The organism is Parendozoicomonas callyspongiae, from assembly GCF_023502345.1.
Classification (GTDB): domain Bacteria; phylum Pseudomonadota; class Gammaproteobacteria; order Pseudomonadales; family Endozoicomonadaceae; genus Sansalvadorimonas; species Sansalvadorimonas callyspongiae.
The window spans coordinates 16,880-40,070 of record NZ_JAMFLX010000019.1 but is presented as its reverse complement, the minus strand read 5'-3'; the positions used below and the strand labels follow the sequence as shown (position 1 = coordinate 40,070).

The 23,191-nt window shown below is 48.4% G+C and carries 20 protein-coding genes; 10 read left to right on the top strand and 10 right to left on the bottom strand.

Annotated elements, in window-relative coordinates:
• Positions 1–51 precede the first annotated feature (51 nt).
• Together M3P05_RS13980 and M3P05_RS13975 are read left to right on the top strand one after the other, a co-directional pair.
• The gene (locus tag M3P05_RS13980; RefSeq protein WP_249700369.1) at positions 52–3,120 is read left to right on the top strand and encodes a hypothetical protein; all 3,069 of its coding nucleotides are present in this window, start codon (positions 52–54) and stop codon (positions 3,118–3,120) included.
• A gap of 153 nt (positions 3,121–3,273) precedes the next feature.
• Positions 3,274–3,507 (top strand): hypothetical protein, encoded by a 234-nt coding sequence (locus M3P05_RS13975; protein WP_249700368.1) that lies wholly within the window; start codon positions 3,274–3,276, stop codon positions 3,505–3,507.
• A 33-nt stretch (positions 3,508–3,540) separates the two neighbouring features.
• On the opposite strand, the gene msrB is transcribed toward M3P05_RS13975, so the two are convergent.
• Positions 3,541–3,939 (bottom strand): peptide-methionine (R)-S-oxide reductase MsrB, encoded by a 399-nt coding sequence (gene msrB / locus M3P05_RS13970; RefSeq protein ID WP_249700367.1) that lies wholly within the window; start codon positions 3,937–3,939, stop codon positions 3,541–3,543.
• 147 nt (positions 3,940–4,086) lie between these two features.
• Here msrB and M3P05_RS13965 point away from each other — a divergent pair, with 147 nt between their 5' ends.
• Positions 4,087–5,301 carry a pyridoxal phosphate-dependent aminotransferase gene (locus M3P05_RS13965; RefSeq protein ID WP_249700366.1) on the top strand — a complete coding sequence of 405 codons (1,215 nt, stop codon included), beginning with the start codon at positions 4,087–4,089 and terminating at the stop codon, positions 5,299–5,301.
• A gap of 127 nt (positions 5,302–5,428) precedes the next feature.
• A complete protein-coding gene (htpX, locus tag M3P05_RS13960; protein ID WP_249700365.1) occupies positions 5,429–6,298 on the top strand; it encodes a protease HtpX in 870 nt (289 codons plus the stop codon).
• A 44-nt stretch (positions 6,299–6,342) separates the two neighbouring features.
• Here htpX and M3P05_RS13955 read toward each other — a convergent pair whose 3' ends face one another.
• From M3P05_RS13955 to pdxB, 3 genes are all read right to left on the bottom strand, one after another.
• On the bottom strand, positions 6,343–7,356 hold the full coding sequence (locus M3P05_RS13955; protein WP_249700364.1) for a protein kinase domain-containing protein: 1,014 nt from the start codon (positions 7,354–7,356) through the stop codon (positions 6,343–6,345).
• 147 nt (positions 7,357–7,503) lie between these two features.
• Positions 7,504–8,646, bottom strand: coding sequence for an ATP-NAD kinase family protein (locus M3P05_RS13950; protein ID WP_249700362.1), 1,143 nt, complete (start codon positions 8,644–8,646; stop codon positions 7,504–7,506).
• 92 nt (positions 8,647–8,738) lie between these two features.
• Positions 8,739–9,890, bottom strand: a complete 1,152-nt coding sequence (gene pdxB, locus M3P05_RS13945) for a 4-phosphoerythronate dehydrogenase PdxB (RefSeq protein ID WP_249700361.1) — start codon at positions 9,888–9,890, stop codon at positions 8,739–8,741.
• A 92-nt stretch (positions 9,891–9,982) separates the two neighbouring features.
• Here pdxB and M3P05_RS13940 point away from each other — a divergent pair, with 92 nt between their 5' ends.
• Both M3P05_RS13940 and M3P05_RS13935 read left to right on the top strand, forming a co-directional pair.
• Positions 9,983–10,513, top strand: coding sequence for an elongation factor P hydroxylase (locus M3P05_RS13940; protein WP_249700360.1), 531 nt, complete (start codon positions 9,983–9,985; stop codon positions 10,511–10,513).
• Positions 10,514–10,586: 73 nt separating this feature from the next.
• Positions 10,587–10,796 (top strand): hypothetical protein, encoded by a 210-nt coding sequence (locus M3P05_RS13935; RefSeq protein WP_249700359.1) that lies wholly within the window; start codon positions 10,587–10,589, stop codon positions 10,794–10,796.
• Here the strand turns inward: M3P05_RS13935 and M3P05_RS13930 are convergent.
• Complete coding sequence (locus M3P05_RS13930; RefSeq protein ID WP_249700358.1) at positions 10,793–12,286, bottom strand: SLC13 family permease; 1,494 nt, start codon at positions 12,284–12,286, stop codon at positions 10,793–10,795. The genes M3P05_RS13935 and M3P05_RS13930 overlap by 4 nt on opposite strands.
• A gap of 362 nt (positions 12,287–12,648) precedes the next feature.
• On the opposite strand from M3P05_RS13930, the gene M3P05_RS13925 reads away from it, so the two are divergent.
• Positions 12,649–13,407, top strand: a complete 759-nt coding sequence (locus M3P05_RS13925) for a hypothetical protein (protein WP_249700357.1) — start codon at positions 12,649–12,651, stop codon at positions 13,405–13,407.
• 26 nt (positions 13,408–13,433) lie between these two features.
• Here M3P05_RS13925 and tusA read toward each other — a convergent pair whose 3' ends face one another.
• The gene (gene tusA, locus M3P05_RS13920; protein WP_249700356.1) at positions 13,434–13,676 is read right to left on the bottom strand and encodes a sulfurtransferase TusA; all 243 of its coding nucleotides are present in this window, start codon (positions 13,674–13,676) and stop codon (positions 13,434–13,436) included.
• A 113-nt stretch (positions 13,677–13,789) separates the two neighbouring features.
• Here tusA and M3P05_RS13915 point away from each other — a divergent pair, with 113 nt between their 5' ends.
• Positions 13,790–14,071, top strand: coding sequence for an antibiotic biosynthesis monooxygenase family protein (locus M3P05_RS13915; RefSeq protein ID WP_249700354.1), 282 nt, complete (start codon positions 13,790–13,792; stop codon positions 14,069–14,071).
• Positions 14,072–14,086: 15 nt separating this feature from the next.
• Here M3P05_RS13915 and M3P05_RS13910 read toward each other — a convergent pair whose 3' ends face one another.
• From M3P05_RS13910 to M3P05_RS13900, 3 genes are all read right to left on the bottom strand, one after another.
• Positions 14,087–15,409 (bottom strand): MATE family efflux transporter, encoded by a 1,323-nt coding sequence (locus tag M3P05_RS13910; RefSeq protein ID WP_249700353.1) that lies wholly within the window; start codon positions 15,407–15,409, stop codon positions 14,087–14,089.
• Positions 15,410–15,577: 168 nt separating this feature from the next.
• A complete protein-coding gene (locus M3P05_RS13905; RefSeq protein ID WP_249700351.1) occupies positions 15,578–19,633 on the bottom strand; it encodes an OTU domain-containing protein in 4,056 nt (1,351 codons plus the stop codon).
• A 285-nt stretch (positions 19,634–19,918) separates the two neighbouring features.
• Entirely contained in the window at positions 19,919–20,074 is a 156-nt protein-coding gene (locus M3P05_RS13900) for a hypothetical protein (protein ID WP_249700349.1), read from the bottom strand.
• 461 nt (positions 20,075–20,535) lie between these two features.
• Here M3P05_RS13900 and M3P05_RS13895 point away from each other — a divergent pair, with 461 nt between their 5' ends.
• Positions 20,536–21,540: a protein kinase gene (locus M3P05_RS13895; protein WP_249700347.1), complete on the top strand. Its 1,005-nt coding sequence runs from the start codon at positions 20,536–20,538 to the stop codon at positions 21,538–21,540.
• On the opposite strand, the gene M3P05_RS13890 is transcribed toward M3P05_RS13895, so the two are convergent.
• A complete protein-coding gene (locus tag M3P05_RS13890) occupies positions 21,500–22,132 on the bottom strand; it encodes an alpha/beta hydrolase family protein (RefSeq protein ID WP_249700346.1) in 633 nt (210 codons plus the stop codon). The genes M3P05_RS13895 and M3P05_RS13890 overlap by 41 nt on opposite strands.
• 198 nt (positions 22,133–22,330) lie before the next feature.
• Between M3P05_RS13890 and M3P05_RS13885 the strand changes: the two genes are divergently transcribed.
• Positions 22,331–22,894: an acetate uptake transporter gene (locus tag M3P05_RS13885; protein ID WP_249700345.1), complete on the top strand. Its 564-nt coding sequence runs from the start codon at positions 22,331–22,333 to the stop codon at positions 22,892–22,894.
• Positions 22,895–23,191: the final 297 nt, after the last annotated feature.

The following is a 23,191-nucleotide window of genomic DNA, read 5'->3' as shown; positions in this document are numbered from 1 at the left end:
ACTCAGAGCCCCAGGTTCGATTCCAGTCGATTACTATTATCCGCAGGTATAATGGCTGCAGCGTCACCCGCTGTGGCCACGAGCACGATGGAGGATATGCTCACTACCTTTGGTGGAGCTCAAAAACCAAACGATTCCTTTATCAGCCATCCAGAGCTGCAAGACCGTGTTAAAAAGCACCCTGAATGGAGCTGGCTTCCCGGTTACAAATGGAACTCCCTGAGTTCACAGCCATACACAATGGCTGGGCGGACATGGGAAGCCCTCTCAGGAGAGATTGCCCCTGTTGCATCGACTGTCGCCCTCTACGTACTGACCAAGCAGTTTGGTCTTCAATACCAGAGACTCACCAAAGAAAGCGGTTTGCCTTTTGCCAACCTCGCATGGCGACTGGGTGAAGCAGTGGGAGACCTTTCAACAACAAACAGCAACCCCGAGTTAATGTGGCGTCTATTTGCTTCCAACATTGACCTGCTGATGTCATCTGAAAGCTCATCCAGCAAATCATTCTGGATGTTACGCAGACTGCTTGCCTATGCCCCAACTCTGTTGCCATCCGGTATTGATACCCTGAGGCAACACGTTATGCATCAGGTAGGTTATGCAGGCATTGCATTTGCCAAGCCTTCGCTGAATGAGCATTTCGCCCTTACCTTGATTACCTCAAGCTCTGCAGATGATCCTGGCCGCCCTAACAGTGCATACCTTGACCTTGACTTCGTACATCAGGCCACACCTTACACTACTCCGAAAGGGCGGCTGGAAAAGGCACTTGTCGATCTTGATAGCCTTTCCAGAGAGACAGAACTTACCCGTCTTCGTTTCTACCCGGCCATTCTGGGTGACCAGCGTAAGGGGGGAAAGCTGGTTCTCTACGTTCGCCCCTACTTCAAGCACCAGCCAGGTCCCCTGATTCGCTTCCCTGCAAGTTTCGGATCCAGTAATGACAAAATCTGGGTAACCGATGCCGTAGATCGCAGCATTTTGCAGGGGGTATATAATGACAGTCAGTACACTGTTGTGAAGTACCTGAATGAGCTAATGGGCTATGGAAAGTCCATGATCACACCTTTCTCAGACATGATTCTGGAAACTGTACCAGAACTGGTGAAGTGGGCCGTCGATCAACCAACTGCCCGTGACTATGGATACACTTTCGAAGAACAGATGCACACCGCAGCAACGCCGGAAAACATCACTATTGACGATACGGTGAACTTCGGCCTTCCTGCCAAACCCAAGCAATCAATTCACCACACGGTTGTTTCTCTGGGAGACAAAGGCTTCTTCTTCTTTGATGATTACTGGAGTCAGCGTATTGACCTGCCATTAATCACCATCAATACAGACGTTTCTGCCGAGAGCATCAAGCAGAAATCTCTGGACAGTCTGGAAGACCACCTTGCCTGGCAGCCTTACTACGGTGCAGAAAAAATCTTCTTCACCTTTACCAAGGGGATGGCCTACAGCTGGATGACCAGCAACCTTATGAAAGCCCGTAATACGGAACTGAGTGAGGATCTGGCCAAGAGCGTCCGTTATTCAGAAGCACCCGATTATCCCACTTTCGATAAATTAAAAGACCTCGATCAACTGGCTCCAACCGATGAAGAGTGGGGAGCTGCGACTGAAACGGCACGGAAAGAGTTTGAGACCAAAGATCCTCAACCTTATAAAGCTTATAATGATCTCAAGGTCAACCTTGATCAAAAAACAGGTGAACTGGCAGCTAAGGATACTGAGCTTAAAACGAAGACTGGGGAGTTTGAGCAGGCCGAAGCAGCCCATAAGCAAGCAAACCAGGACTATGATACCCAGAGGAATGGCCTTGGCCTGACAGATGCCCAGCTTGCTGCAGTGAAAGGTTTCGAAACCAAGTATAAAGATCTCGAAGCCAAAACTCTCCCTGATGCAGATAGAGCAACACAAAAACAGACTATAGATAACAGCCTGAACTCTGCAGAAGATAAAGTGAAGGAGGCCGTTAATGCCTTCAATGGCTTTGCTGCACAACGCACTGCACTGAGAACAATCCAAACCGACCATGCCCGTATATCAACTGAGAAAAATACTCTTTCCAGTGAAGTTACAACGCTTGATGATAAGGTGTTCAATGCCAAGCTTGTCAGTGAATCCGGCTCCAGGCTTGCTGCTATTGAAGTATTGAATGTCGCCGCTCAGAACAAAGGTGATATCAATAAAGAAAATCTGCAGCGTGTTAAAGATCTGCATGCGGATAAGCACATCAAGATTACCCGCTCTGGCGACTATGTTAGCGGTATCAGCGACCTTGCAAGGAATGTACTCCATACACTGACATTTAATGTCTTTAACAAAGCCAAACCAGTAACTCCGCCGGCAGCTCCGGCCACTCCAGTAACCCCTGCACCAGGGGCAACACCTCCAACACCTCCTGGTCCTGGCGGTGGTGCACCAGCAGATACCACTCCGCCTATACCTCCAGTTAGTGCGGCAGATACTACTCCGCCCCCAGCGACCACGGGTACCGGTACTGCCTCTCCGTCAAAATCTACAACAGCAAGTTCTGTAGTATCTACAGCAGCATCTAGCCATCCGCCTCAGACTGTGGGTGGATATATAGTAACGCCAAGACAGTCACCAGGAAATCAGTCCTCACCAACCACAACGACCGCTTCCATTCCTGCTGCTACAATGACAACTTCGTCGACTGCGAATACAAATACAACTCCCATAGTACCTCCAACGTCAGCGACTTCTCCGACATCAGATACTCCAACGTCAGCGACTCCTCCGACATCAGATGCTCCTACGTCAGCGGCTCCTCCGACATCAGATGCTCCAACGTCAGTGGCTCCTCCGACATCAGATGCTCCAACGTCAGTGGCTCCTCCGACATCAGATGCTCCAACGTCAGTGGCTCCTCCGACATTAGACGCTCCAACGTCAGTGGCTCCTCCGACATCAGATGCTCCAACGTCAGCGACTTCTCCGACATCAGGTGCTCCTACGTCAGCGACTTCTCCGACATCAGGTGCTCCTACGTCAGCGACTTCTCCGACATCAGATACTCCAAAGTCAGAGGCTGCTACGTCAGTGGCTTCAACATCAACCGCAACAACAAGTACATCCTCTTCCTAATTACATAACCCAGGTCTAGTGCTGGCATCTCCAGTACTAGACCCTCAGTTAGCTGGAAAGGATGAAGAGCTGGGTCACGATAGTGGCTCAGTTTTTATCTTTAAACCGAGTAACCACTTCAAATTACTAAGACCATCCAATGAGTGTCTTGTCATGAAAGCCGGAGTCTCTCTTCCCTCCCTTTTTTTCTCTTTTTTTCTGTCCACCGTTTCCATAACTCTTTCTCTGCAGGCAAGCACATACGAGCATCAGGGCTATGAGTCACCCAGCCATTACCTGCCAGAAGAAGATGATTTAGATGAATACGATGAAAACGGATACCAGGGCTTTCAGCCCCAGGATGGAGGGTGGGACAATTCAGATGATGAAGGATATGAAGATGGTTAGCCCAACCCTACAGGCAGAATCTTTTATGTGCCATCAAGATCTATCATCGGAAAAACCAAGTGATACTGAATTCACACAATATCTAAGCCCTGAAGGCTGTGGACCATCAGGAAACACATGTCCGAGATGAGCACCACAACTGGCACACATGATCTCTGTTCTCGCCATTCCCAGGCTTCTGTCTTCCTCATAGACAATGGAACCTTTTGAATAGGGAGCCCAAAAACTGGGCCAGCCACAACCGCTTTCAAACTTGGCATCTGAGATAAACAGGGGGCTCTGGCAACAAGTGCAGTGATAAGTTCCCACTTCCTTATGATCAAGATACTTCCCACTATAAGGAGGCTCAGTTCCTTTCTCGCGACACACTCTGTACTGCTCGGGTGTCAGAAGCTTCTGCCACTCCTGATCTGAACGTCTGTTTTCTGACATAAAAATATATCTCCTCCCTCACTATCCCGTGTATTATCCAGACAACCCTACACAATAGAAATACATAGATAGAATTCGGGCAATAGCGTCTATTGTGGCCGTATGCCCCTGGACAGCAAGCCCCTACAAAAGGCAGTCATAAATACAATGCAGGATATTCAGAAGTCATCCAAGCTGCTCAATGTTTGTTATGAAATTCGTGGCCCAATCGTTCATGAAGCACGAAAGCTTGAGGAAGAAGGCCACAGAATTCTCAAACTGAATATTGGTAATCCAGCAGCATTTGGCTTTGAGGCACCGGAAGAAATTGTTCAGGATATGATCCTGAACATTCCCCAATCACAGGGTTACTGTGACTCCAAAGGCCTGTTCTCCGCCCGAAAGGCTGTTATGCAGTACTGCCAGCAGCGTCAGATTCCCAACGTCACGATTGATGATATCTATATCGGGAACGGTGTCAGTGAGCTGATTGTGATGGCGATGCAGGGCTTGCTGAACAACGGTGATGAAGTCTTGGTTCCAGCCCCGGATTATCCCCTTTGGACTGCTGCAGTAACACTCGCCGGTGGCAGCCCTGTCCACTATATAAAAGATGAACAGTCTGACTGGTATCCTGACCTGGAAGATATTCGCAGTAAAATCACCAGCAAAACCAAAGGGATCGTGGTTATTAACCCCAATAACCCGACAGGCGCAGTTTATCCAAAAGAGATTCTTGAAGGTATTGTCGAATTGGCTCGGGAACACGGCCTGATTGTTTTTGCCGACGAAATCTATGACAAGATTTTGTACGACGGCGTAGAACATGTTGCCCTGGGATCACTGGCCGAAGATATCGTCTGTGTGACTTTTAACGGCCTGTCCAAATCATGGCGTGCAGCTGGTTTCCGTTCCGGCTGGATGATTATCAGTGGCGCCAAACATCTCGCTCGGGATTACCAGGACGGACTGTTGATGCTGGCCTCCATGCGCCTCTGTGCCAATGTCCCCTCTCAATATGCCATTCAAACGGCTCTGGGTGGTTACCAGAGTATTAATGATCTGGTTCTGCCCGGCGGCAGGTTGCTGGAGCAACGTGATAAAGCCTGGGAAATGCTGACCGCCATTCCCGGTGTCAGCTGTGTCAAACCCAAGGGAGCACTCTATATGTTCCCCAAAATTGACCTGAACCGTTATGCCATTGAGGATGATGAGCAGATGGTGCTGGAATTCCTGCGCCAGGAAAAAATCCTGCTGGTTCAGGGTTCTGGTTTCAACTGGCCAAACCCGGATCATATCCGAATTGTCACCCTTCCCCGCGTTGATATTCTGGAAGAAGCCTTATCCCGTTTTGAGCAATTCCTTAACCGGATAAAGCGCTAGTCTTTATAAGGAGCTGACTTACGGGTTAGCTCCTGCGACATTTCGGTACAATTTGGCAATTGAAATGCCCAGATAACAACCCCATAAATGGCTTAACCCAATAAAACAGTGAGGAGTGCCTGTTCCCATGAAGCGTATTCTGTTATTTGTAGCAACCAACCTGGCGGTTGTGCTGGTGCTGGGCATTGTGACCAGTATCGTACTGCCAATGCTGGGGCTGAACACGCAGGGAATGAGTGGCCTGTTTGTTTTCGCCCTGATCTTCGGCTTTGGTGGTGCCTTTATCTCTCTGGCTATATCCAAGTGGATGGCCCTGAGATCAACCGGTGCCCAGGTTATCGAGCAACCCCGCAATGCGACCGAACACTGGCTGATGGAAACTGTTTCCCGTCAGGCTCAAAGTGCCGGTATCGCCATGCCCCAGGTGGCCGTCTATGACGCTCCCGATGTCAATGCTTTCGCGACCGGTCCAAGCCGCAACAATGCTCTGGTTGCCGTCAGCACAGGGCTGCTTCGCAATATGAGCCAGGATGAAGCAGAAGCCGTGCTGGGTCATGAGATCTCCCATGTTGCCAACGGCGATATGGTGACCCTGACCCTGATTCAGGGCGTGGTAAATACTTTCGTTATCTTTATTGCCCGTGCTATCGCCATGATGATTAATAACTTCCTGCGCAATGATGAAGAAGGCGGTGGCCTGGGTATGTTTGCCTATATGGGAGTGGTATTCGTTCTGGAGGCCATTCTGGGTATCGGTGCCAGCATTATCGTTATGTGGTTCTCACGCCAGCGTGAGTTCCGGGCTGACGAAGGCGGTGCCAATCTGGCAGGCCGTCACAAGATGATTGCCGCTCTACGTCGTTTGCAGGGCAGCCAGGAACCACAGATGGAAGGTTCTCTTGCAGCATTCTGTATCAGTGGTAAGCGTGGTATATCCGAACTGTTTCTGAGCCACCCTCCCCTGGAGAAGCGGATTGCTCATTTGCAGAGCCTGTAATCACATCAAACAAAGTAGAAGATCTTCAGCCTGCTGCAGATCTTCTACAACGTTGTCACCATCGTGCGTCTGGCCAGACGCTGGGCTTTTTGTCTGAATGCAGTTGGCTTCAATCTGGTTTGGTGATTGACCTTTAGAGCAGGTTTAGCCAGATCATGCATTATCTTTCCACACAGCTCGTTATCTTCAGCACTCATGGTCGAATGATTGCGACGGTCATCATTTAGATCAACTGATTCTTCACCCAAAAAGTGCTGGTATATCCCTGACACAGCGTGCTGCTCAAAATCAAAGATCGAAACTAAGTGTTTTTGAGGCTTATTTCTACCAGAAGCCCAGATCACCCTTTCGTCCCACATAGCAGTTGATTCACAATTGTTTTTACAAATACAGTAAGCAGCAAACCCCATTCCAAAAGAATCAGCAATTTCACAAAAATAATTGTCAGGTAATGGTTCCTCTCTCCCCCCTGATAATTCAGGAGCTAGATAGAAACAACACCCACCAAATATCAACTGGTCATCATAACAAGGCAGTACTGCAGATATCGAAAAATCGCACAATTTAGGTATCCCATGAGTATCCAAAAGAATATTTGCCGGTTTAATATCAAGATGGAGGATTTCATTTTGATGAAGGAAACAGACCCCATCTGCAATGCCGGCAATTTGCATAACTCTGTCACGCATGGATACAGGTTCCTGCGCATTTAGACTGTCTTCAAGTGATTTAGGGCAAAACTGTAGAACGCAAACTCTGGATTTGATCAAGGTTCCAACTTTTCCCACACCTAATGTTTCAACAATATTGGTATGAGTTTGCCCACCAAGTTTCCTGAAAACGGCAGATTCCGTTGTCCACTCTTCGGTTTCACTATTATACCTTTTGACTGCCACCCTCCTTCCGGCAAAAGTACCTCTGAGCACTGATGCATGCTGGCCTTTTCCCAAGGGGTTACGTTTGCTGAATGATAAGGAAGAGTTCAAATCAGGCGGAATATTCTGCTCATTTTGAGCAGTCTCCCCTGTTCTACATAGAAAGCAATTAAGACAGATCATAGCCACAAGCCTGCTGATGGACGCACTGACTTAGACTACGAACAGGTTCATTTTCTCAACAAAGAAATTTGAGGGTACTAACAAGACAGATAGGTACCCCCTCACGAAAGAGGGGGCGAGGATAAGAGGTTTTTATTTAATCGAAGGTTAGACAGATGCCACAGGATAGAGCACGGCATCCCTGTAACCGGTCATCACCTTCAGCGTTCCGGAGAGAACCTTATCCAGTTCAGGATCACCTGAGTCCACCAGCAGAGGTCGCCCTTCCAGCTCCTTCAGCTTGCTCTTGGTCGCTACAACGATCAGACCATCGCGCCCTTCACGCTCCAGAACTTCAGAAATCACCTTTGGACTGAGTTGCTGGTTACCACGGCCGAGAATATGTCCCTGCCCGCCAATAGCGGTAATCATGACCCGAACAGGACCGGTGTGACCGGCGAATGCTTCCAGAATATCCCGTTCGCGAACATCTCCACCGAGCAGTTTATCCTCTGCAAAGAGATCAACCCCCAGAAGTGTACTGTCGTGCCCCAGGCACTCCATTATTCCTCTGGTCGTTGAACCAGGACCTGCCACCAGCAGAACATCATCGTCCAGCTGCTCTTTCAGATCGTCGGCAATATCATTCAGCACCAGTTCTTCAACCTCGCGGCCACCCTGCTTAACATTCTGCAGGAAGCGGCCCGATTCCGGCACCAGCAACTCACCATAGTGGCGGGCACGAACCCGGCCTTCACGGAAGGCTGATTCGTCAATATCACGCACCTCTTTCGGACGGATATCTACCAGTTCTCCAGTCACCAGCATGGACAGAATTTCGCCTGCGGCAGAAGGTGTAACCGCATAAACACCAGAGTGGATCTTAACCCCGGCAGGAATGCCCAGAACCGGCTGAGATTCAGGAATAGAGTCACAGATATTGCGGGCCGTACCATCACCACCGGCAAACAGAATCAGATCTACGCCACTTTCTGCAAACATTTTGGCGGCATGGACTGTGTCGTCAGCAGTGGTCAGATCATCGCCAAGAAAGCCGTGAACCTGAAACAGAAAACCCATTTCGCGGAGCAGGTCAGCCCCCATTGGTCCCGGCCAGGTATGGAATACAATCAGGTGTTTATAGGGAACCAGTTTCATAAGAGCCTGGCGGGTACGGTCTGTTGCACGAGGCGTTGCCCCCATGGCCAGGGCCTTGGTGACTGTCTCTGAACCGTCACTGCCCTTCAGGCCAACTGAGCCGCCAATACCGGCCAGTGGGTTAATAATCAGTCCGATGGAAAACTGCTGCATCAAGTGTTCCTTTGTTCTAACGAAGCGGTTTCAATAGAACTGCCACTTCCTCTAACGGGAAGCTAACCGGCAGTTCTCGCTTCTCGCTGTAATTATTCTGTAATCCGAAAGCCAAGCCCGGCAACAGGGTCATTGGCGGCCGGATGAGTATCTATCATGATCACTTCCAGAGTACTAAACTCACGACGCTTGGGATAATTGCGTCGCAAAAGATCAAACTCCCTGGCAATGGCATCCGGGTGTTTTCTAACCGCCTGACGCAGGCACCGATCATCCCGGCGAATATCGTAAACAGCCTTCAAGGCCATAGTGGCGGCAATTTGCGGGGAAACTCCCTCGCTCATTGTCAGGCTGCGCAGGGATGGTGCAGGTACCACTTCATGAAAGCGAATTGTCTCAGGTTGGCCAAAATATTTACAGGCAGCCTGATAAATCATGGCTGTACCACGCACCTTGCCATCCACACTGTAACCGGCAATATGCGGAGTACCGATAGCAACCAGATCCAGCAACTCCGGATCAAGCTCCGGCTCACCTTCCCAGACATCCAGCACCGCAATAATATCGTTCTGTTCCTGCAAACGCTGTTTCAAAGCGTTATTGTCAACAACACCACCACGACCGGCATTCACCAGAATTGTGCCTGGCCTAAGGCGCTGTAATCGGTCCTGGTCAAGAATGTGGAAAGTTGGATGCGGGCCGGAATCTGTCAGCGGAGTGTGGAAAGAAATAATATCAGACCAGTTCACCAGATCATCCATGGTGATGCCGCCACCTGGCACCTCCTTGAACGGATCACAGACCAGGCAGGTCACTCCCAAAGCCTTCAGCCGGTCATACAGGCGGCTGCCAACCTGGCCATATCCGACAATACCGACCGTACGTTCCTGAAGCTGGATACCATGTTCATCCGTCATATTATCCAGAGCAGCCAGCACATAATCCACTACGGCATCAGCATTACATCCTGCCGCAGAAGAGAAGCCGATGTTATTGTTCTTTAACCATTTTTTATCGACATGATCAGTGCCACTTGTGGCCGTGGCGACAAAACGCACCTGGCTTCCAGCAAGCAGTTTTTCATTTACCTGGGTTATGGATCTCACCAGAAGCATGTCGGCATCGGCCACATCTTCCGGCGTCATATTGCGCCCGTGACAGGTATACAGCTCACCGTTTTCGCCCAGGAAATCCCGGAAAAAAGTTTCAAGCAGGGGAATATTTTCGTCTGCAACTATTTTCATCAGAACCTGCGGTTTCCATAACCAGCTTCAATTAGAAGCGGATGGTATAATGCGGACCACCCTCTCAGCAATTTCAGATAACCGATATATCTATGCATAACTGCCAGGATCTGATCCGGATTTTTGATCAATGCTTCTACCAGAGTTACCGGACCCGCCTGGTTGGAGGAGCCGAAGAGCCACTTTACACCCCGGCTACTTCGAAGAGGTGCGCCTATATCTACTTTACCCGCGACTATTTTTCCAGTGCTCTGCATGAAATCGCCCACTGGTGTATTGCCGGTGAACAGCGGCGCCAGCAGGAGGATTACGGTTACTGGTACAGACCGGATGGCCGAACCGCTGAACAGCAGAAGGAATTTGAAAGGGTTGAAGTAGAACCTCAGGCTCTGGAATGGGTGCTTTCAGCCTGCTGCAACCTGCGTTTCAGGGTCAGTGCCGATAACCTCACGGGGACAGCCGGAACCAGTGAGGAGTTCAAAAATGCTGTTTATCACCAGGCATGCAGGTTCCTGGCTGGCAATCTACTGGATAGACCCAACACATTTATCTGTAGGCTGACTGATTTTTATCGACAAGGCCATTTACCAGAGCCATCTGAATTCAACCCTGAGCTTATTTAGCTTTCTTAACCTTTGTGTTGCAAGCATGCTGACAGGTATTCTTACCGGACCAAATTGACCACACAGCTCTACCATGCCAGTTCAGCCATCATTTTCGGTTCATCGCTCTTCCGTTACGATTGCGGCCATTATTCTTATCCTGCTCAGTTTTAAACTGGCGAGCGATATTGTTATTCCCATTCTTCTGGCATTTTTTATTGCCGTTCTATGTAACCCGACCGTTGATTTTCTGGAACGATTTAACCGCAAAGCGGTAAAAGGGCCTCTTAGCTTGACCTCTTAGAACAGAACCACACCAACCAGCCAGTAAGCCAGCAGGCCAATCACTACAATGCCAACAAGATTCAGAATCATGCCACTTCGAATCATCTGACGAATACTGATCTGGCCGGAACCAAAGACAATCGCATTAGGGGGTGTGGCAACAGGCAGCATAAAGGCACAGCTGGCTGCCAGAGTTGCAGGAATTGCCAGCAGGGCGGGCGGTATATCCAGAGACATGGCAAGAGCACCCAGCGGAGGCAGGAATGCTGCGGTTGTTGCAGCATTGCTGGTAATTTCGGTCAGGAAAATAATCACCGTCACCGCAAGAATTACGGTTAGAAGCTCTGTTCCCATGGGTATGACCGAAAACTGCCCTGCAATCCAGCTGGCCAGCCCCGTTCCCTGAATCATCGCAGCCAGGCTTAAGCCTCCGCCAAACAGGATCAACACTCCCCAAGGCAGCCTTTTGGTAGCATCCCAGTTCATCACAAAAGTCAAAGTACGGATATTAACCGGCAGAAGGAACAGAATAACACCGGCGGTAACTGCGATCATGGTATCGGAAAGCGGAATACCCGGCAGCATGGAACTGAGCAGTGGCCGGAACAGCCAGGCCGCAGCTGCCAGAACAAAGACAATACCAACCAGCCACTCTCCCCTGCTCATTCCACCCATCACCTGCAACTCTTTCTGCAGCTCCTGTTGGACACGATCATTCTGCCCGGATGACAGTGAATAGCCACCTCTGCTAAGCCACCAGCCAGTCATCGCCAGCATAAGAACAGAAACCGGCAATGCTATCGCCATCCATTCAGCAAACCCGATTTTCAGATCGTACTGTTCTTCAAGGAATGCAGCCATCAACGCATTGGGCGGAGTGCCGATCAGCGTTGCCATTCCTCCAATTGAAGAGCCGTAGGCTATCGCCAACAGCAGGGCGGCAGAGAAACCACGACTTCCCAGCCCCTCCTCACGGAGCATATAGATAACAGACACACCAATTGGCAGCATCATTACGGCAGTAGCGGTATTACTGACCCACATACTGAGCAGCGCCGTTGCCAGCATAAAGCCGATAACCAGCCTCTGCTCGCCCGTTCCCACCAGCAGCATGACCTTTATCGCGATTCGGCGGTGCAGCCCCCAGCGTTCCATAGCCAGGCCCAGCATAAAACCACCCAAATAGAGATAGATCACCGGATGGGCGTAAGGAGCAGCCACTGAGTCCAGACGACCAAGTCCCAGCAAAGGTGCAAGAATCAGAGGAAGCAGTGCTGTGACAGCTATAGGAAGAATCTCGAATGCCCACCAGACAGCCATCATCATTGCCAGACCGGCGCAGCGCCAGGCCATATCGGACATTCCAATGGGAGCATCAAAATAAAGCGGGACCAGCAGAAGAGCCAGTCCGGTTACAAAGCCAGCAGCCCAGAGCAGATAATTTTTTTCATCCCCAGAACCTTCTGGCTGCGTGGAATGTGTATCAGGTTGTTCTGAAGTATGGCTCACGAAGATACCCTTGAGGGAAATCAAGTCTACTAGTCATATCGCCCAGATAAGGAAGAACCAAAGGAGCAGATAACGACTCACAGTTGTTTCAGGTGAAAGGGCTTTTTCAACAGCCTATATAAAAACTGAGGGCTAGCCCGAACATTTCATAAACATACGTCCGATTTTACTTGTTATTGGTGGCTCTAAGAACTTTGACTCAGTCGACCGTACTCTCCGGTACGGCGCTTCTTCGCCAAAGCCCTTAGAGCCACAAAGCCCTACGTAAATTTCGGGGAAGTTTATGAAATGTTCGGGCTAGACTGAAAAGATACGTTGATTCATCAGTTTCTTAATGGCTGTATTGTGCACAAGGATGTGGCATGTCTGATAAAAAAGTTGATAAATCCTCTTCCAACAAGAAAAGCTCATCAGCAAAATCTAATAATGTGGTTGATATATTCACCCGCCGCGAGGTCAAGGATGCCGAAGCGAACAAGATTATCCGCATAGCACCGGAGCTTGATGGCCTGGAAATGCTCTACAGCAATGATGCCAACAAAGACAAAATGTTCAGTATGAAGATTCTGTGCTGGGCCCTGAGGCAAAATGGTGAGGTGGATGCCATGGTGCCCTGGCTGACCCGCCTTGTTCCGGCAAAAAATCTGAATGACCCGCTCAACGGTCATTGGGAAGGCTATTACGACAGCAAGCATGAGCGTCTATTTTATGATCCTCCCGTCCATAAGGTTGTTGAACTGGAAGGTGCAGCCACTTATTTCAAGGATGATGAACCACCTCCCCCCAAAAGCGTAAAAGAGAAGGAAAAACCTGTTGCCCAGGTGATGCAGGAGATCCCGGACTGCATCGGCACCCATGTGGTGATGTCCAGCAATGCATTCCAGACTATCACTCTGAATCAGGTGACCAGCTGGCGCCTGAATGATGATGGCGCTATTCAGGCCATGATCGCGGACAACGAGAAGATTGGTAACACTCCGGTTCTTCCGGGGGATGAGTGTCTCTACCCGGCTCAGGAAGATAACAGCTTCAAGTACTTCTTCCATCATGTGATCGCCAACAAAATCAAATCTGGCGATCCGGATGCTATAGAAGCCTTCTCAAAGCTGATTGATAAATAATTCAGAAAGCAGCTCAGGCGGCCTGATCAGGCCGCTTCACCCTTGCGGATATGGTAATAAAACCGGTCATCCCGCTCTTCATTCACCAGCAGTTCATGCTCCAGGAAGTTACAGAACTTGGGAATATCGCGGCTGGTCGAAGGGTCAGTAGCAATCACCTCGACAATATCGCCTACGGCCATTTCTCGAACGGTCTTATGCAGCATCATCACTGGTTCAGGACAGTTCAGGCCGCATGTATCAAGGGTTCGGGAAATTGTGTAACTCATAAATGAAATAACCTGCCAGATCTTAAATTCTAAAACTTCATTCGCAGCGGGCGAAATAAACAGGGTAATAGGTTAATCCGTTCAAAAAAAGACTTTGATAAGGACTTGCCCCCATGATCAAGGTGATTATCGACCGCTTGATAGCCGAAGGCCTCGAACAACATTACGATCAGAGCCTGCGGGATACGGTTTCACTGATTGAAAATACCCCAGGATTTCTTGGTAGCGAAACCCTGCGTGATATCGAGAACAGCAGCCATCGTGTCACCGTCAGCCTCTGGGATAACCTTCAGTGCTGGAGCCAATGGGCCAGCTCCGATAACCGCCGCAAACTCCATAGTCATATTGATCCTCTTCTGGACCATGAAGAACAGATCACAATCCTGACTCACTGAATCCTGAGCCTGGTCTTAATCTTTGGTACATTCTGCCCTGATACGCTTGTAAGCTGGTAGAAAAGCCATAAACATTCCAGAGCTTCGAGCCAGCGTAAACAGGCTAAACGCAAACCACAGACCATGATTGCCTGCTGAGCGGGTCAGATACCAGACCGGCACAAATACAGCAAAGGTTGAGAGCATCATAATCTGCTGCATCAACGCGGTTTTTCCAAGCCCAATAAACACACCATCCAGCCAGAAACAGAGCACACCCAACACTGGCATGACCACCAGCCACGGCAGGTAAATCAACGCAGTGGCAGCCAGGCCTTCAATATCCGTTAACCAAAACAGAACCGGCTCACCAAACAGCCAGTAACACAGGCTCAGCCCCAGCGACATAATCACTGAACACTGCAGGGTCGACTTCAGTACTCCCCGAACTACACGAGGATTATTTTCTCCTGTCGCTTTTCCAATCAGAGCTTCAGCGGCAAAAGCAAAACCATCCAGTGCGTTGGCCGTCAGCATAACAAAGTTTACCAGCAGCGCATTGGCGGCAAGAATAATATCCCCCTGCCTTGCTCCCCAGGCAGTAAACATGGACATGGTAAACAGAAGGCAGAGATTGCGAACGAACAGCTGTCGGTTCACCGTCATCAGGGATGAGATTTTTGACAGATGCAGCGCTTCCTTCAAACGCATGAACCCGTCAATACTCTTCAAATAGCGAGAGCACAGTACCAGCCCCAGCAGCAGGCTGGCATACTCTGCAACTACGGTTGCCAGGGCCACCCCTTTCACAGCCATTCCTAAGCCGATTACGAAGAACAGGTTTAAAGCAATATTGATGGCGTTTTGAAACATTAGAAGAATCAGGGGGGCACGGGCCACCTGTCGCCCAAGCAGCCAGCCCAGAACTGCATAATTGGCCAGTGTGGCTGGTGCCGACCAGATCCTGGTTAGAAAATAATTACCCACTTCAGGAACAACGTCCGGCCCCGGTTTAAAGAAAGGCAGAGCTGTATGCAGTATTAGTTCGGCAAGAAGAATCAACAAAACACCCAGTATTGCTGATATCGCCAGGGACTGAACCAGAATATCCCGCAAAGATTGGCCGTCACCACGACCATAAGCCCTGGAAACCTGACCAGTGGTTCCCATGCGCAGAAAACCGAAAGCCCAGAAGATAAAACTGAACAGACTGGCACCTACGGCCACAGCTCCCAGGTAAATAGGCGACGGCAGGCGACCAAGAACGGCAGAGTCAACCAGGCCAAGCAGGGGAACAGTAATATTGGAAACAATGACTGGCAAGGCAAACTGCCAAACCTGACGATTGGAAGAGAGCAAATTGTCCCCCTGAGAATACTGGAAATCAGTGTGCCAATTTTACCGGACAGCACAATACTGGAAATTGGTATTCGACGAATAACGCATTCGCTATCAGCAACTTATATTTGTTGTTTTTTGTCTTCTTTAAACTACTTTAACACCGAAGAAATCCATAGGAAAAAGATGTTAATCGCCTGTTATATGCCAGCGCTTGCGGTAACCCCTTAAATTAGCTGGTCTCGATATTGAATTTTTGAACTGGTCCAGCTCCTCAATAAATGGATCTTTTCCAAGTTGACAGTGTTTTTTCCATAGTTCACTTTCATTTCTGCACGTCTCAAACAACTCCACGAAACCCCAAAATCTCTCTTTATCATTCCTTTTTGCATAGAGAAGTAGCGCCTTATAACCGGAAGTCAAGCCATCGACAGATGAGCGATTGCAAGCAAACGAACGACGATAGCAGTCGGCTGCTTTGCTATATGCATCAGGCTGGTCACTCAGGTAATCTCCTGCCCTTAACCCGACATGAACAAGTTTCTTTCTGGCTGTTTGAAAATTTTTATTATTATCGTTAATTTCAACCAAGATCTCATATTGTTTTTGGAGCTCATCCTTTTCTTCATAATAACGCTGTACTTCCATAGCCAGATTTCGGAGTTTTACGGGGTTCCTACGAAACCATGTCACCAACCCATTCATTAGTTCTGCGGCATCAGGGCTTCGCGCTTTGGAATGTGCCCGGGCCTGAAGAGCATAAATATGAGGAACTTTTGGCCAGCTTTTGACAGCACGGTCAGCAAGTCTCTGGGCTTTTTTATATCTCCCTAAATAGAGATTCTGAATAATAACTCCCGTCTCATTAAAGTGCCTCCTGCCTGGATGTCTGTGACGCATCATGTGAGATAGTTCATCCAGCTGGAATGCGTAGTTCAAGGTGACATAGAACTTCTGCAAAGAGATCAAGTTGGCATAGTAATGCTTGCTGCCTCGGGAAGCATTAACCATTACAACAGCCTCTGGGAGTATGACTTTTACCTTTTCAGGGTCGCGTTCATAAGAGTGTAAACGCAGCCACATTTTTTGCAGAATCGGAGTCTTTTTATAAACCGGGGTCAGATACTGGTAAGCCTTGTCAAAGTGCTCAGCGTTTTCTTCACTTCTCAATACCAGCGATAGCCAGGCTTCCAAAACCTTAATATTTTCAAGCCCGGCTTGTTCCAGTGCCTCAATTCCCCTTGACCACATTCCCTGCTGAGCACAGTTTATGGCATAGGCAATGGTAATACTGTGATTGCCCGGATTGCGCTGATGAAGCTGTGTTAAAACCGGAGCGAGCTCGGAAAAAAGCTGATCACGTCTACTTCGGTCTTTAATTTTTTGAATCAAAACATTAATACTGAGGGCAACCTGCCAATCATGTTTATGGTGGTCGAGATACTTTTGCAGACAACCAATTGCTTTCAGATAAGCAGAGAATTTTATTTCATAAATCCTGGCAAGATGCAGAATATAAGACCGCGGACCTTCTATGGGCATGTCATCCAAATCTTCAATAGCCTGGGACAGCTTTAACCTACGCAGATAACCCTCACCTGATTTCTTAAGGATGATAACCTTGAGTCGTCCTTCCAGATCATCCATAGACACAGCATTTTGCAATTTTTCAAACTGCTCTAGAAACTTTTCTTTATTTTTCAGCTTCAAATAGGCTTGTGCCAGATAATATCGAGCCGTGACCCGGAATATTCGCGGAAATTTATGAACATCCTTTTTAAGCAAACGCACAACACCGTCCCACTGCTGATTACAATGCAACCGAATGACTTTTTGGATATTCTTCCTGAAATCTTTTTTTAATAAAGTGCTGCTGGATGGTGTCATGCTAACTGTTTTCGACTTTGCCCTATGTTCTTGGCTTTCCTCATCCAGAAGATGCAATAACTGACCAGTATCAGTATCACGCTCAAGTTCAGCGTCGATATCCTCGACGTCTTTTTCTGCTTCTTGACCGCCTTCTTCGGCTTTCAACTGAATAGCCGACCAGCAGAATCCATCATATGCCATCATCAACGGAGACGAATGCCCTCTATGTAATTGTCCAGCGGCTTCAGCAAGCTGTTTATAATGCAAGACTTGAGGCGCAGACGAGGGCGAATAAACAATGCCTGAGCATTTATCTTCAGTAGGTAGGGAAATAATAATATCTCTTCCCAAGTGCATTGCCAGCAGCCAGAAAATTTCAGGACGATTCCATAGCGGGTCAGAATCAGAACCCAGGCTGGTCCAGATATCAGGGTGCTGAAACAGCTCAGCCCACTGCAGCCCGGTATACAGGATATTGATCGTGTCCCATAAATAATTATCCTCCTGAAGCAGTTTCATCCCGGACTGCAGACCATGTTTACATTGCATGGCAGAGCGCTGCTGACGTCTCATTACCCCTGCAGTTCCCTGCCCGATCAGCTCACAGAGAACAGAAAAAAAACCATGATTCAACCGAACATCACCGGGAGCGACTATCTGCAAATCAGTATCTCCTCCCATATCCTTCATTAGCAAAGGAAGATCCATTGTCCGGCCTCGACTCTGCTCCAGAAGCAAATAAAGACTTTCAAGACCATCTTCTTCTGATTTTTCTCCCTTCTCAAAGGCAGCCAGCCGCTGTTTCAAGCTCTCCAGGGCAGCATCGAATTCTGGATCGTTCTCGGATTCCTCTGCAATAACAGTGCTGTTTCCAGAGGCCGGTACTATGCCTGCTGATGAACTGGTTGCCTCAAGTAAATCCAACCAGTCATCCGTGTCCCCCTGACCAAAATCATCTGGGATGGACACTCTTACCAGTTCGTGCTCAAAAGAAGAATCCACCGACAGGTTCAATGCCTGTTTTAAATACGCTTCCGCTTCTCTCTTAAGTTGATCAACCTGCTGTGGATCCTTGTGGCTTGTAGCATGAACAGGCTCTTGAATGATGATTGACCGCTTTGAAGATGACTCGCGCTTTTTATGGGGTTTGTGCTCTGATCTGCTTCTGTCCGGTTTATATATTGCAGCATCATAATGGCCATAACCGTTATGGATGATAATCAGAGCCTGCTGGAATGGATGGCGAGAAACCAGCGCATGACTATTTGGCCAGTAGGTTTCCACCACAGGCGAACGCCCCCTGGGATAAACATGGATAACGGGGTATTGATAACGATCAGCGGCCAGCATCAAAGTGGGCTGTACGTCCATCCAGGATTTATCTTCACCGATATTTTCCTGCCCCCAGTCCCCAAGAACAGCAACCAGGATATGTTGAGGGTCATTGCTCTGAAGCGACTGGTAATGATCCGCAAGATGACGACGTACTTCTTGCGAGGTGTATTGATGATTGGAAGCACTGCGATGGGTCAGCTGCTCGGCCAGGACTGATGGGATACAGTTATCATCGCCAGGGACATCAACCTTGACCAAATGATGCTTTTGCAGAAAGCCATCAAGCTCTTTCAGGTAGTGTTTACGATCGTGGTGATTGAGATGCCCGAACCGTCTCTCGGTCAACTCATGCCTATGCTTTTGAATAAACCTTTGCAATGATTCATACAGCTTCCGATCAAGTTTTTCCAAAGACTCATGAGCTTCTCTCTGGAGCTCGACAGTCTCTTCCAACTTTTCAGGATTCCTGCACTGTTTTATCTCGCCCCTAAGCCTATCAAACCACTTATCAGGCTGTTCCCGTAAAGTTTGAGATGCTATATCCAAAGGAACTTCCTCATCGGCTTCCACCGCTTTCAGTTCACGTACGTTCTTTTCGTGCTTCTTTTTTTTCTTTTTCTTTTTCGATACTTCGGGGGGAACTCTTCGCCACTCAATAACATCTCCCAGAGTAACATTGGCTGCCTTTTCAAGTTCTTTTTTATGGGATAACAGCCACCTGAAATCCTTGTCACTCAGCAGATCTGCGTTTTGCAATAGCAGTGCATGAATATCAGCAAAGAGGGAAGGTATATAGTAAGGAGACGATGCCCTGTAGTCTTTCAGCAACTCCCTCAATATTTCCACATTAGCATGAAGCTCCTCTTCCTCAGTCTCGCCATACCACACCATTGCATGCATACCTTTGGCAACACGTGTTGTAAACCAGTCATCATCTCCATACCCGGCCAGAGAAAAGACTGTAAAAAAAGCAAGAGCAAGTGAAGACTGACAGCACTTATTATTTGAATCCAGCAGCCATCGCAATAACGCAGTAAACAAAGGACTATTTACCCAAACCTTGATTTTAAACCCTGAAACGCCCTTGAATAAGGTGGGGATAATGTAGACTACCAGCGCATAACCAACTTATTATTCTTTCAGTGATTATCAAGTGAAAAGAACAGCGAAGGGATGATGAGAGGGAAAAAGTCCGGGGACAGCGCCCCGGAAATAGAAGTCGTTAGTCTAACCGTACAACGTGAACAGTCACTTCTTCACTGTCATGGTAGAGCTGACGGCAGCGAAGCTGGAGCCTGATATCATACTCATCAGCCCACTCTTCCATCATCCCCAAAGCATCTTGTACCGCCAGCCAGCGCTATTCTTCTGGGTTTTGACATAGCCATAGATACCGGCAGAAGCGGCTTTTTCCTGGATTTCAGCTGCCAGATCAGATTCGAAACCGGAACGGCAATAGAGCAAAAGATGATTGCGCGACATAGGTAAAAATCAGAGCCAATAGCAATATCAAAAATGGCGCGTATTTTAAGTTTTCTCACTATCAAGTGCCATCAAAGTGTTGCCATACTTTCAGAGCACTAACCTTCCTGTCAGCGATTCAAACCATACCTGTCAACACTGTCTGAAATACTCTTTGACAGATGCCATCTAAAGGAACAAATCAGCAAGCAAGCAGAGTCAACATGGTCTTACGGTCACATACTAAAAGGATATATCCCGGGGAGTTTTCTGGCTACGGCCAGGATAAAGACATAAAGCCCCCCGACACAAAGAAAAGTAGATGTACGCCTCTTTACCCTGAAGGGAATCAACTGAGCTTAACCTACTCGATGCTGTCGAATCCTTTGAACAGAGGCAGAAATACACCCAAACGAAAAACCAAAGTATTATTGCAGTGTCGTCCTTACCACATATATTCCAAAACACAGCTCGTTAATATCTTGACCCGTTCAATAAAAGCCATAAGTGACGGAGAAAAATTCGAGTCCGAGTGGAGGGGGGCATTTGGAAGCGTTGTCCCTGCTAAAGGACCAGTTAAGAAATCAGCAAATAAATTCGTTGTAAAAACCAATCTGAAGCTGACTGGAGCCAGCAACCTTCTGGAAGAAGCCCGGCAACAGTTTGGATTCCACCATGACAATATTCTGCCATGTCCCGGCTATGCATTCCTTAAAGACCAAACATTTCTGCTCTTTCCAAGGGCCAGAGAATCTCTAGGCACCATTCTGATAAATATGCAAATAGAAAGAACAGCCATGGTCTGGAACCAGCGTCTAGACATCTGCCAGCAAGTTGCCAACGGGTTAATCTACCTGCATTCTCTCCAACTTGTTCACCGGGATCTGACAGCAGGCAACATTCTTCTGGCTGATAACAATCATATCTGGATATCTGATTTTGGACGCTTAAAAGCAGAAGGACAACCAAACCCCAATGCTTCAGGCAGCCAGTCAGCTCAACACAGCCAACCGTTTCAAGGCGTTTATGTTAACCGTGAGCTGAAGGACGGTGACCTCCAGCTGGCACCAGAGCTTTTCTATGGCACAATCACAACCCCTAAAAGTGATATATACGGCTGGGGTAAGGTTTTGCTCAATCTCCTGCAGGGGAAGTACAACTGGCGAGGGTGGAGTAACCACCCAAATTGTGCATTTCATATGTGCCCCGACAGTTGTAAGCACCTGAGATGGCCAGACAAATCCAAAGAAAAACCGCGAACATTTACATCACTGGAATCTATCATAGCCATAGATAAGCGATTAGGCCCATCAGGCACACCTCAAAGTAAAAAGCTTGAACTCTTTCGGAGGCTGGCCATTGAATGTCTGGCTATTGATCCCGCGCAACGTCCAGAATCCATGGAGGAAGTGTTGGAGCGGGCCAACTCAATAGCCGGCACTTCCATCAGCTCTCTATCCAGTTTAAAACAACCTGGACAACAGTAAAGAGATGTTGCTGGTGAGTCCAGTTAGACGCCTTTCTGGGCTTAAGGTCGTGATTACCATCTTCAAGCCAGTGAACCTCAATACTCTCTGATAGTGAGTATTCTTTCACCGCTTCCCGATTACCCATAGCATCCCGCTCGCCCTGAGCAATCAAAACCGGAACCCCGATAGATTCCAGATGCTCAGTTCTAGGCTTCTCTGGCTTCCCAATGGCATAGAAGGGATAACCCAGACAAACCACTCCTTTTATACCTGCCAGCTTTTCTTCAGCTGCCAGCAAAGTTGCCATACGCCCACCCATGGATTTCCCTCCTATATAGAGAGGGACATCGTCAATCTGCGACTGAATATCAGCGATCACCTCCTGCCAGCAGGTGAGTAGTTTTTGAGCACGATCCGGTGGTCGTTTTTTACCTGTTGTTCTTCTTTCAGCCATGTAAGGGAATTCAAAACGAACTACCGTGATGCCCTGCTCTGCAAACAACTCAGCCACTTCATTCAAAAAGGCGTGATCCATCGGTGCTCCTGCACCATGAGCAAGAATCAGGATTGCTCGTTCCTGCTCTGAACGGTTCCACAGATACTTATCCATTCCTCTTTCCATATAACTTGCCATACAACTTGAAGACCTTTGCTCCATTAAACCTCGAACCCAAACCTGTTTCCAAGAAAAGATCACGGAGAGTGGTTAGGGGTAAACGGGAAGGGCATTTCATGCGCAGTTGGTCTATATCAACTCCCGCCAAACAATGACAGCAACCACCAACGCACAAAATACGGGAGTTCACAAATGTCTGAAGACAATCTGTCCAACCCTGCTCCACTGGGTTTGATGGGCTTTGGCATGACCACGGTTCTGCTGAATATTCATAATGCCGGTTTTTTTCCTATCACCGGCATGATCCTGGCCATGGGATTGTGTTACGGCGGGGTCGCACAGGTGATTGCAGGTATCATGGAGTTCCGTAAAGGTAACACTTTTGGTACTACAGCTTTCACCTCTTACGGCCTGTTCTGGATCAGCCTGGTCGCCCTGCTGTTGTTCCCCTCTTCCGATATTCCCCTGGCCCAGGCGACACCGGCTGATTACATGGGCTGGTACCTGTTGCTCTGGGGAATCTTCACCCTGTGCATGTTCTTTGGCACATTCAACAAACCCCGTGTGCTGCAGTTTGTTTTCGCATCACTGACACTGCTGTTTTTCTTACTGGCAATGCGGGACTTTACCGGGTCAACATCAATCGGCACATTTGCGGGTTATGAGGGAATTATCTGCGGGGCCAGCGCCATGTATCTATCAGTAGCAGAGGTCATTAATGAACAATATGGACGTGCAGTTTTACCTATCGGATAAAAACCCCAAAAAAAATACGGTTACTACCATTTCGCCCTTGCGTATTAATACCAACATTCTGGTATGATTGCGCCACCACGGGAGCCGCCCCGTCCTAGAGCCGAAGACAGGGGCGTATTTTCCACACGCGAGCAGCCATGAGCGGGAAATATCTCTTTCTATCCCGGAGGGATGGAAAAGTTATTTCCATGGTAAACAACTAGATAATATTTTTTACAGCAAGCCAGGAGCCGGTGAGGCGTATTCATAGGTTCGAAGTTGCCTGCGGATTACCCGTATATTGACCTGCGTCAATGT

Excerpts from the sequence above, each read along its gene's own strand:
- M3P05_RS13940 (WP_249700360.1), top strand. The coding sequence starts at position 9,983 with ATGCATAACTGCCAGGATCTGATCCGGATTTTTGATCAATGCTTCTAC.
- M3P05_RS13950 (WP_249700362.1), bottom strand. The coding sequence starts at position 8,646 with ATGCAGCAGTTTTCCATCGGACTGATTATTAACCCACTGGCCGGTATT.
- M3P05_RS13955 (WP_249700364.1), bottom strand. The coding sequence starts at position 7,356 with ATGATCTGTCTTAATTGCTTTCTATGTAGAACAGGGGAGACTGCTCAA.
- htpX (WP_249700365.1), top strand. The coding sequence starts at position 5,429 with ATGAAGCGTATTCTGTTATTTGTAGCAACCAACCTGGCGGTTGTGCTG.
- tusA (WP_249700356.1), bottom strand. The coding sequence starts at position 13,676 with ATGAGTTACACAATTTCCCGAACCCTTGATACATGCGGCCTGAACTGT.
- M3P05_RS13890 (WP_249700346.1), bottom strand. The coding sequence starts at position 22,132 with ATGGATAAGTATCTGTGGAACCGTTCAGAGCAGGAACGAGCAATCCTG.
- M3P05_RS13915 (WP_249700354.1), top strand. The coding sequence starts at position 13,790 with ATGATCAAGGTGATTATCGACCGCTTGATAGCCGAAGGCCTCGAACAA.
- msrB (WP_249700367.1), bottom strand. The coding sequence starts at position 3,939 with ATGTCAGAAAACAGACGTTCAGATCAGGAGTGGCAGAAGCTTCTGACA.
- pdxB (WP_249700361.1), bottom strand. The coding sequence starts at position 9,890 with ATGAAAATAGTTGCAGACGAAAATATTCCCCTGCTTGAAACTTTTTTC.
- M3P05_RS13900 (WP_249700349.1), bottom strand. The coding sequence starts at position 20,074 with ATGTCGCGCAATCATCTTTTGCTCTATTGCCGTTCCGGTTTCGAATCT.
- M3P05_RS13885 (WP_249700345.1), top strand. The coding sequence starts at position 22,331 with ATGTCTGAAGACAATCTGTCCAACCCTGCTCCACTGGGTTTGATGGGC.
- M3P05_RS13980 (WP_249700369.1), top strand. The coding sequence starts at position 52 with ATGGCTGCAGCGTCACCCGCTGTGGCCACGAGCACGATGGAGGATATG.
- M3P05_RS13935 (WP_249700359.1), top strand. The coding sequence starts at position 10,587 with ATGCCAGTTCAGCCATCATTTTCGGTTCATCGCTCTTCCGTTACGATT.
- M3P05_RS13975 (WP_249700368.1), top strand. The coding sequence starts at position 3,274 with ATGAAAGCCGGAGTCTCTCTTCCCTCCCTTTTTTTCTCTTTTTTTCTG.
- M3P05_RS13965 (WP_249700366.1), top strand. The coding sequence starts at position 4,087 with ATGCAGGATATTCAGAAGTCATCCAAGCTGCTCAATGTTTGTTATGAA.
- M3P05_RS13925 (WP_249700357.1), top strand. The coding sequence starts at position 12,649 with ATGTCTGATAAAAAAGTTGATAAATCCTCTTCCAACAAGAAAAGCTCA.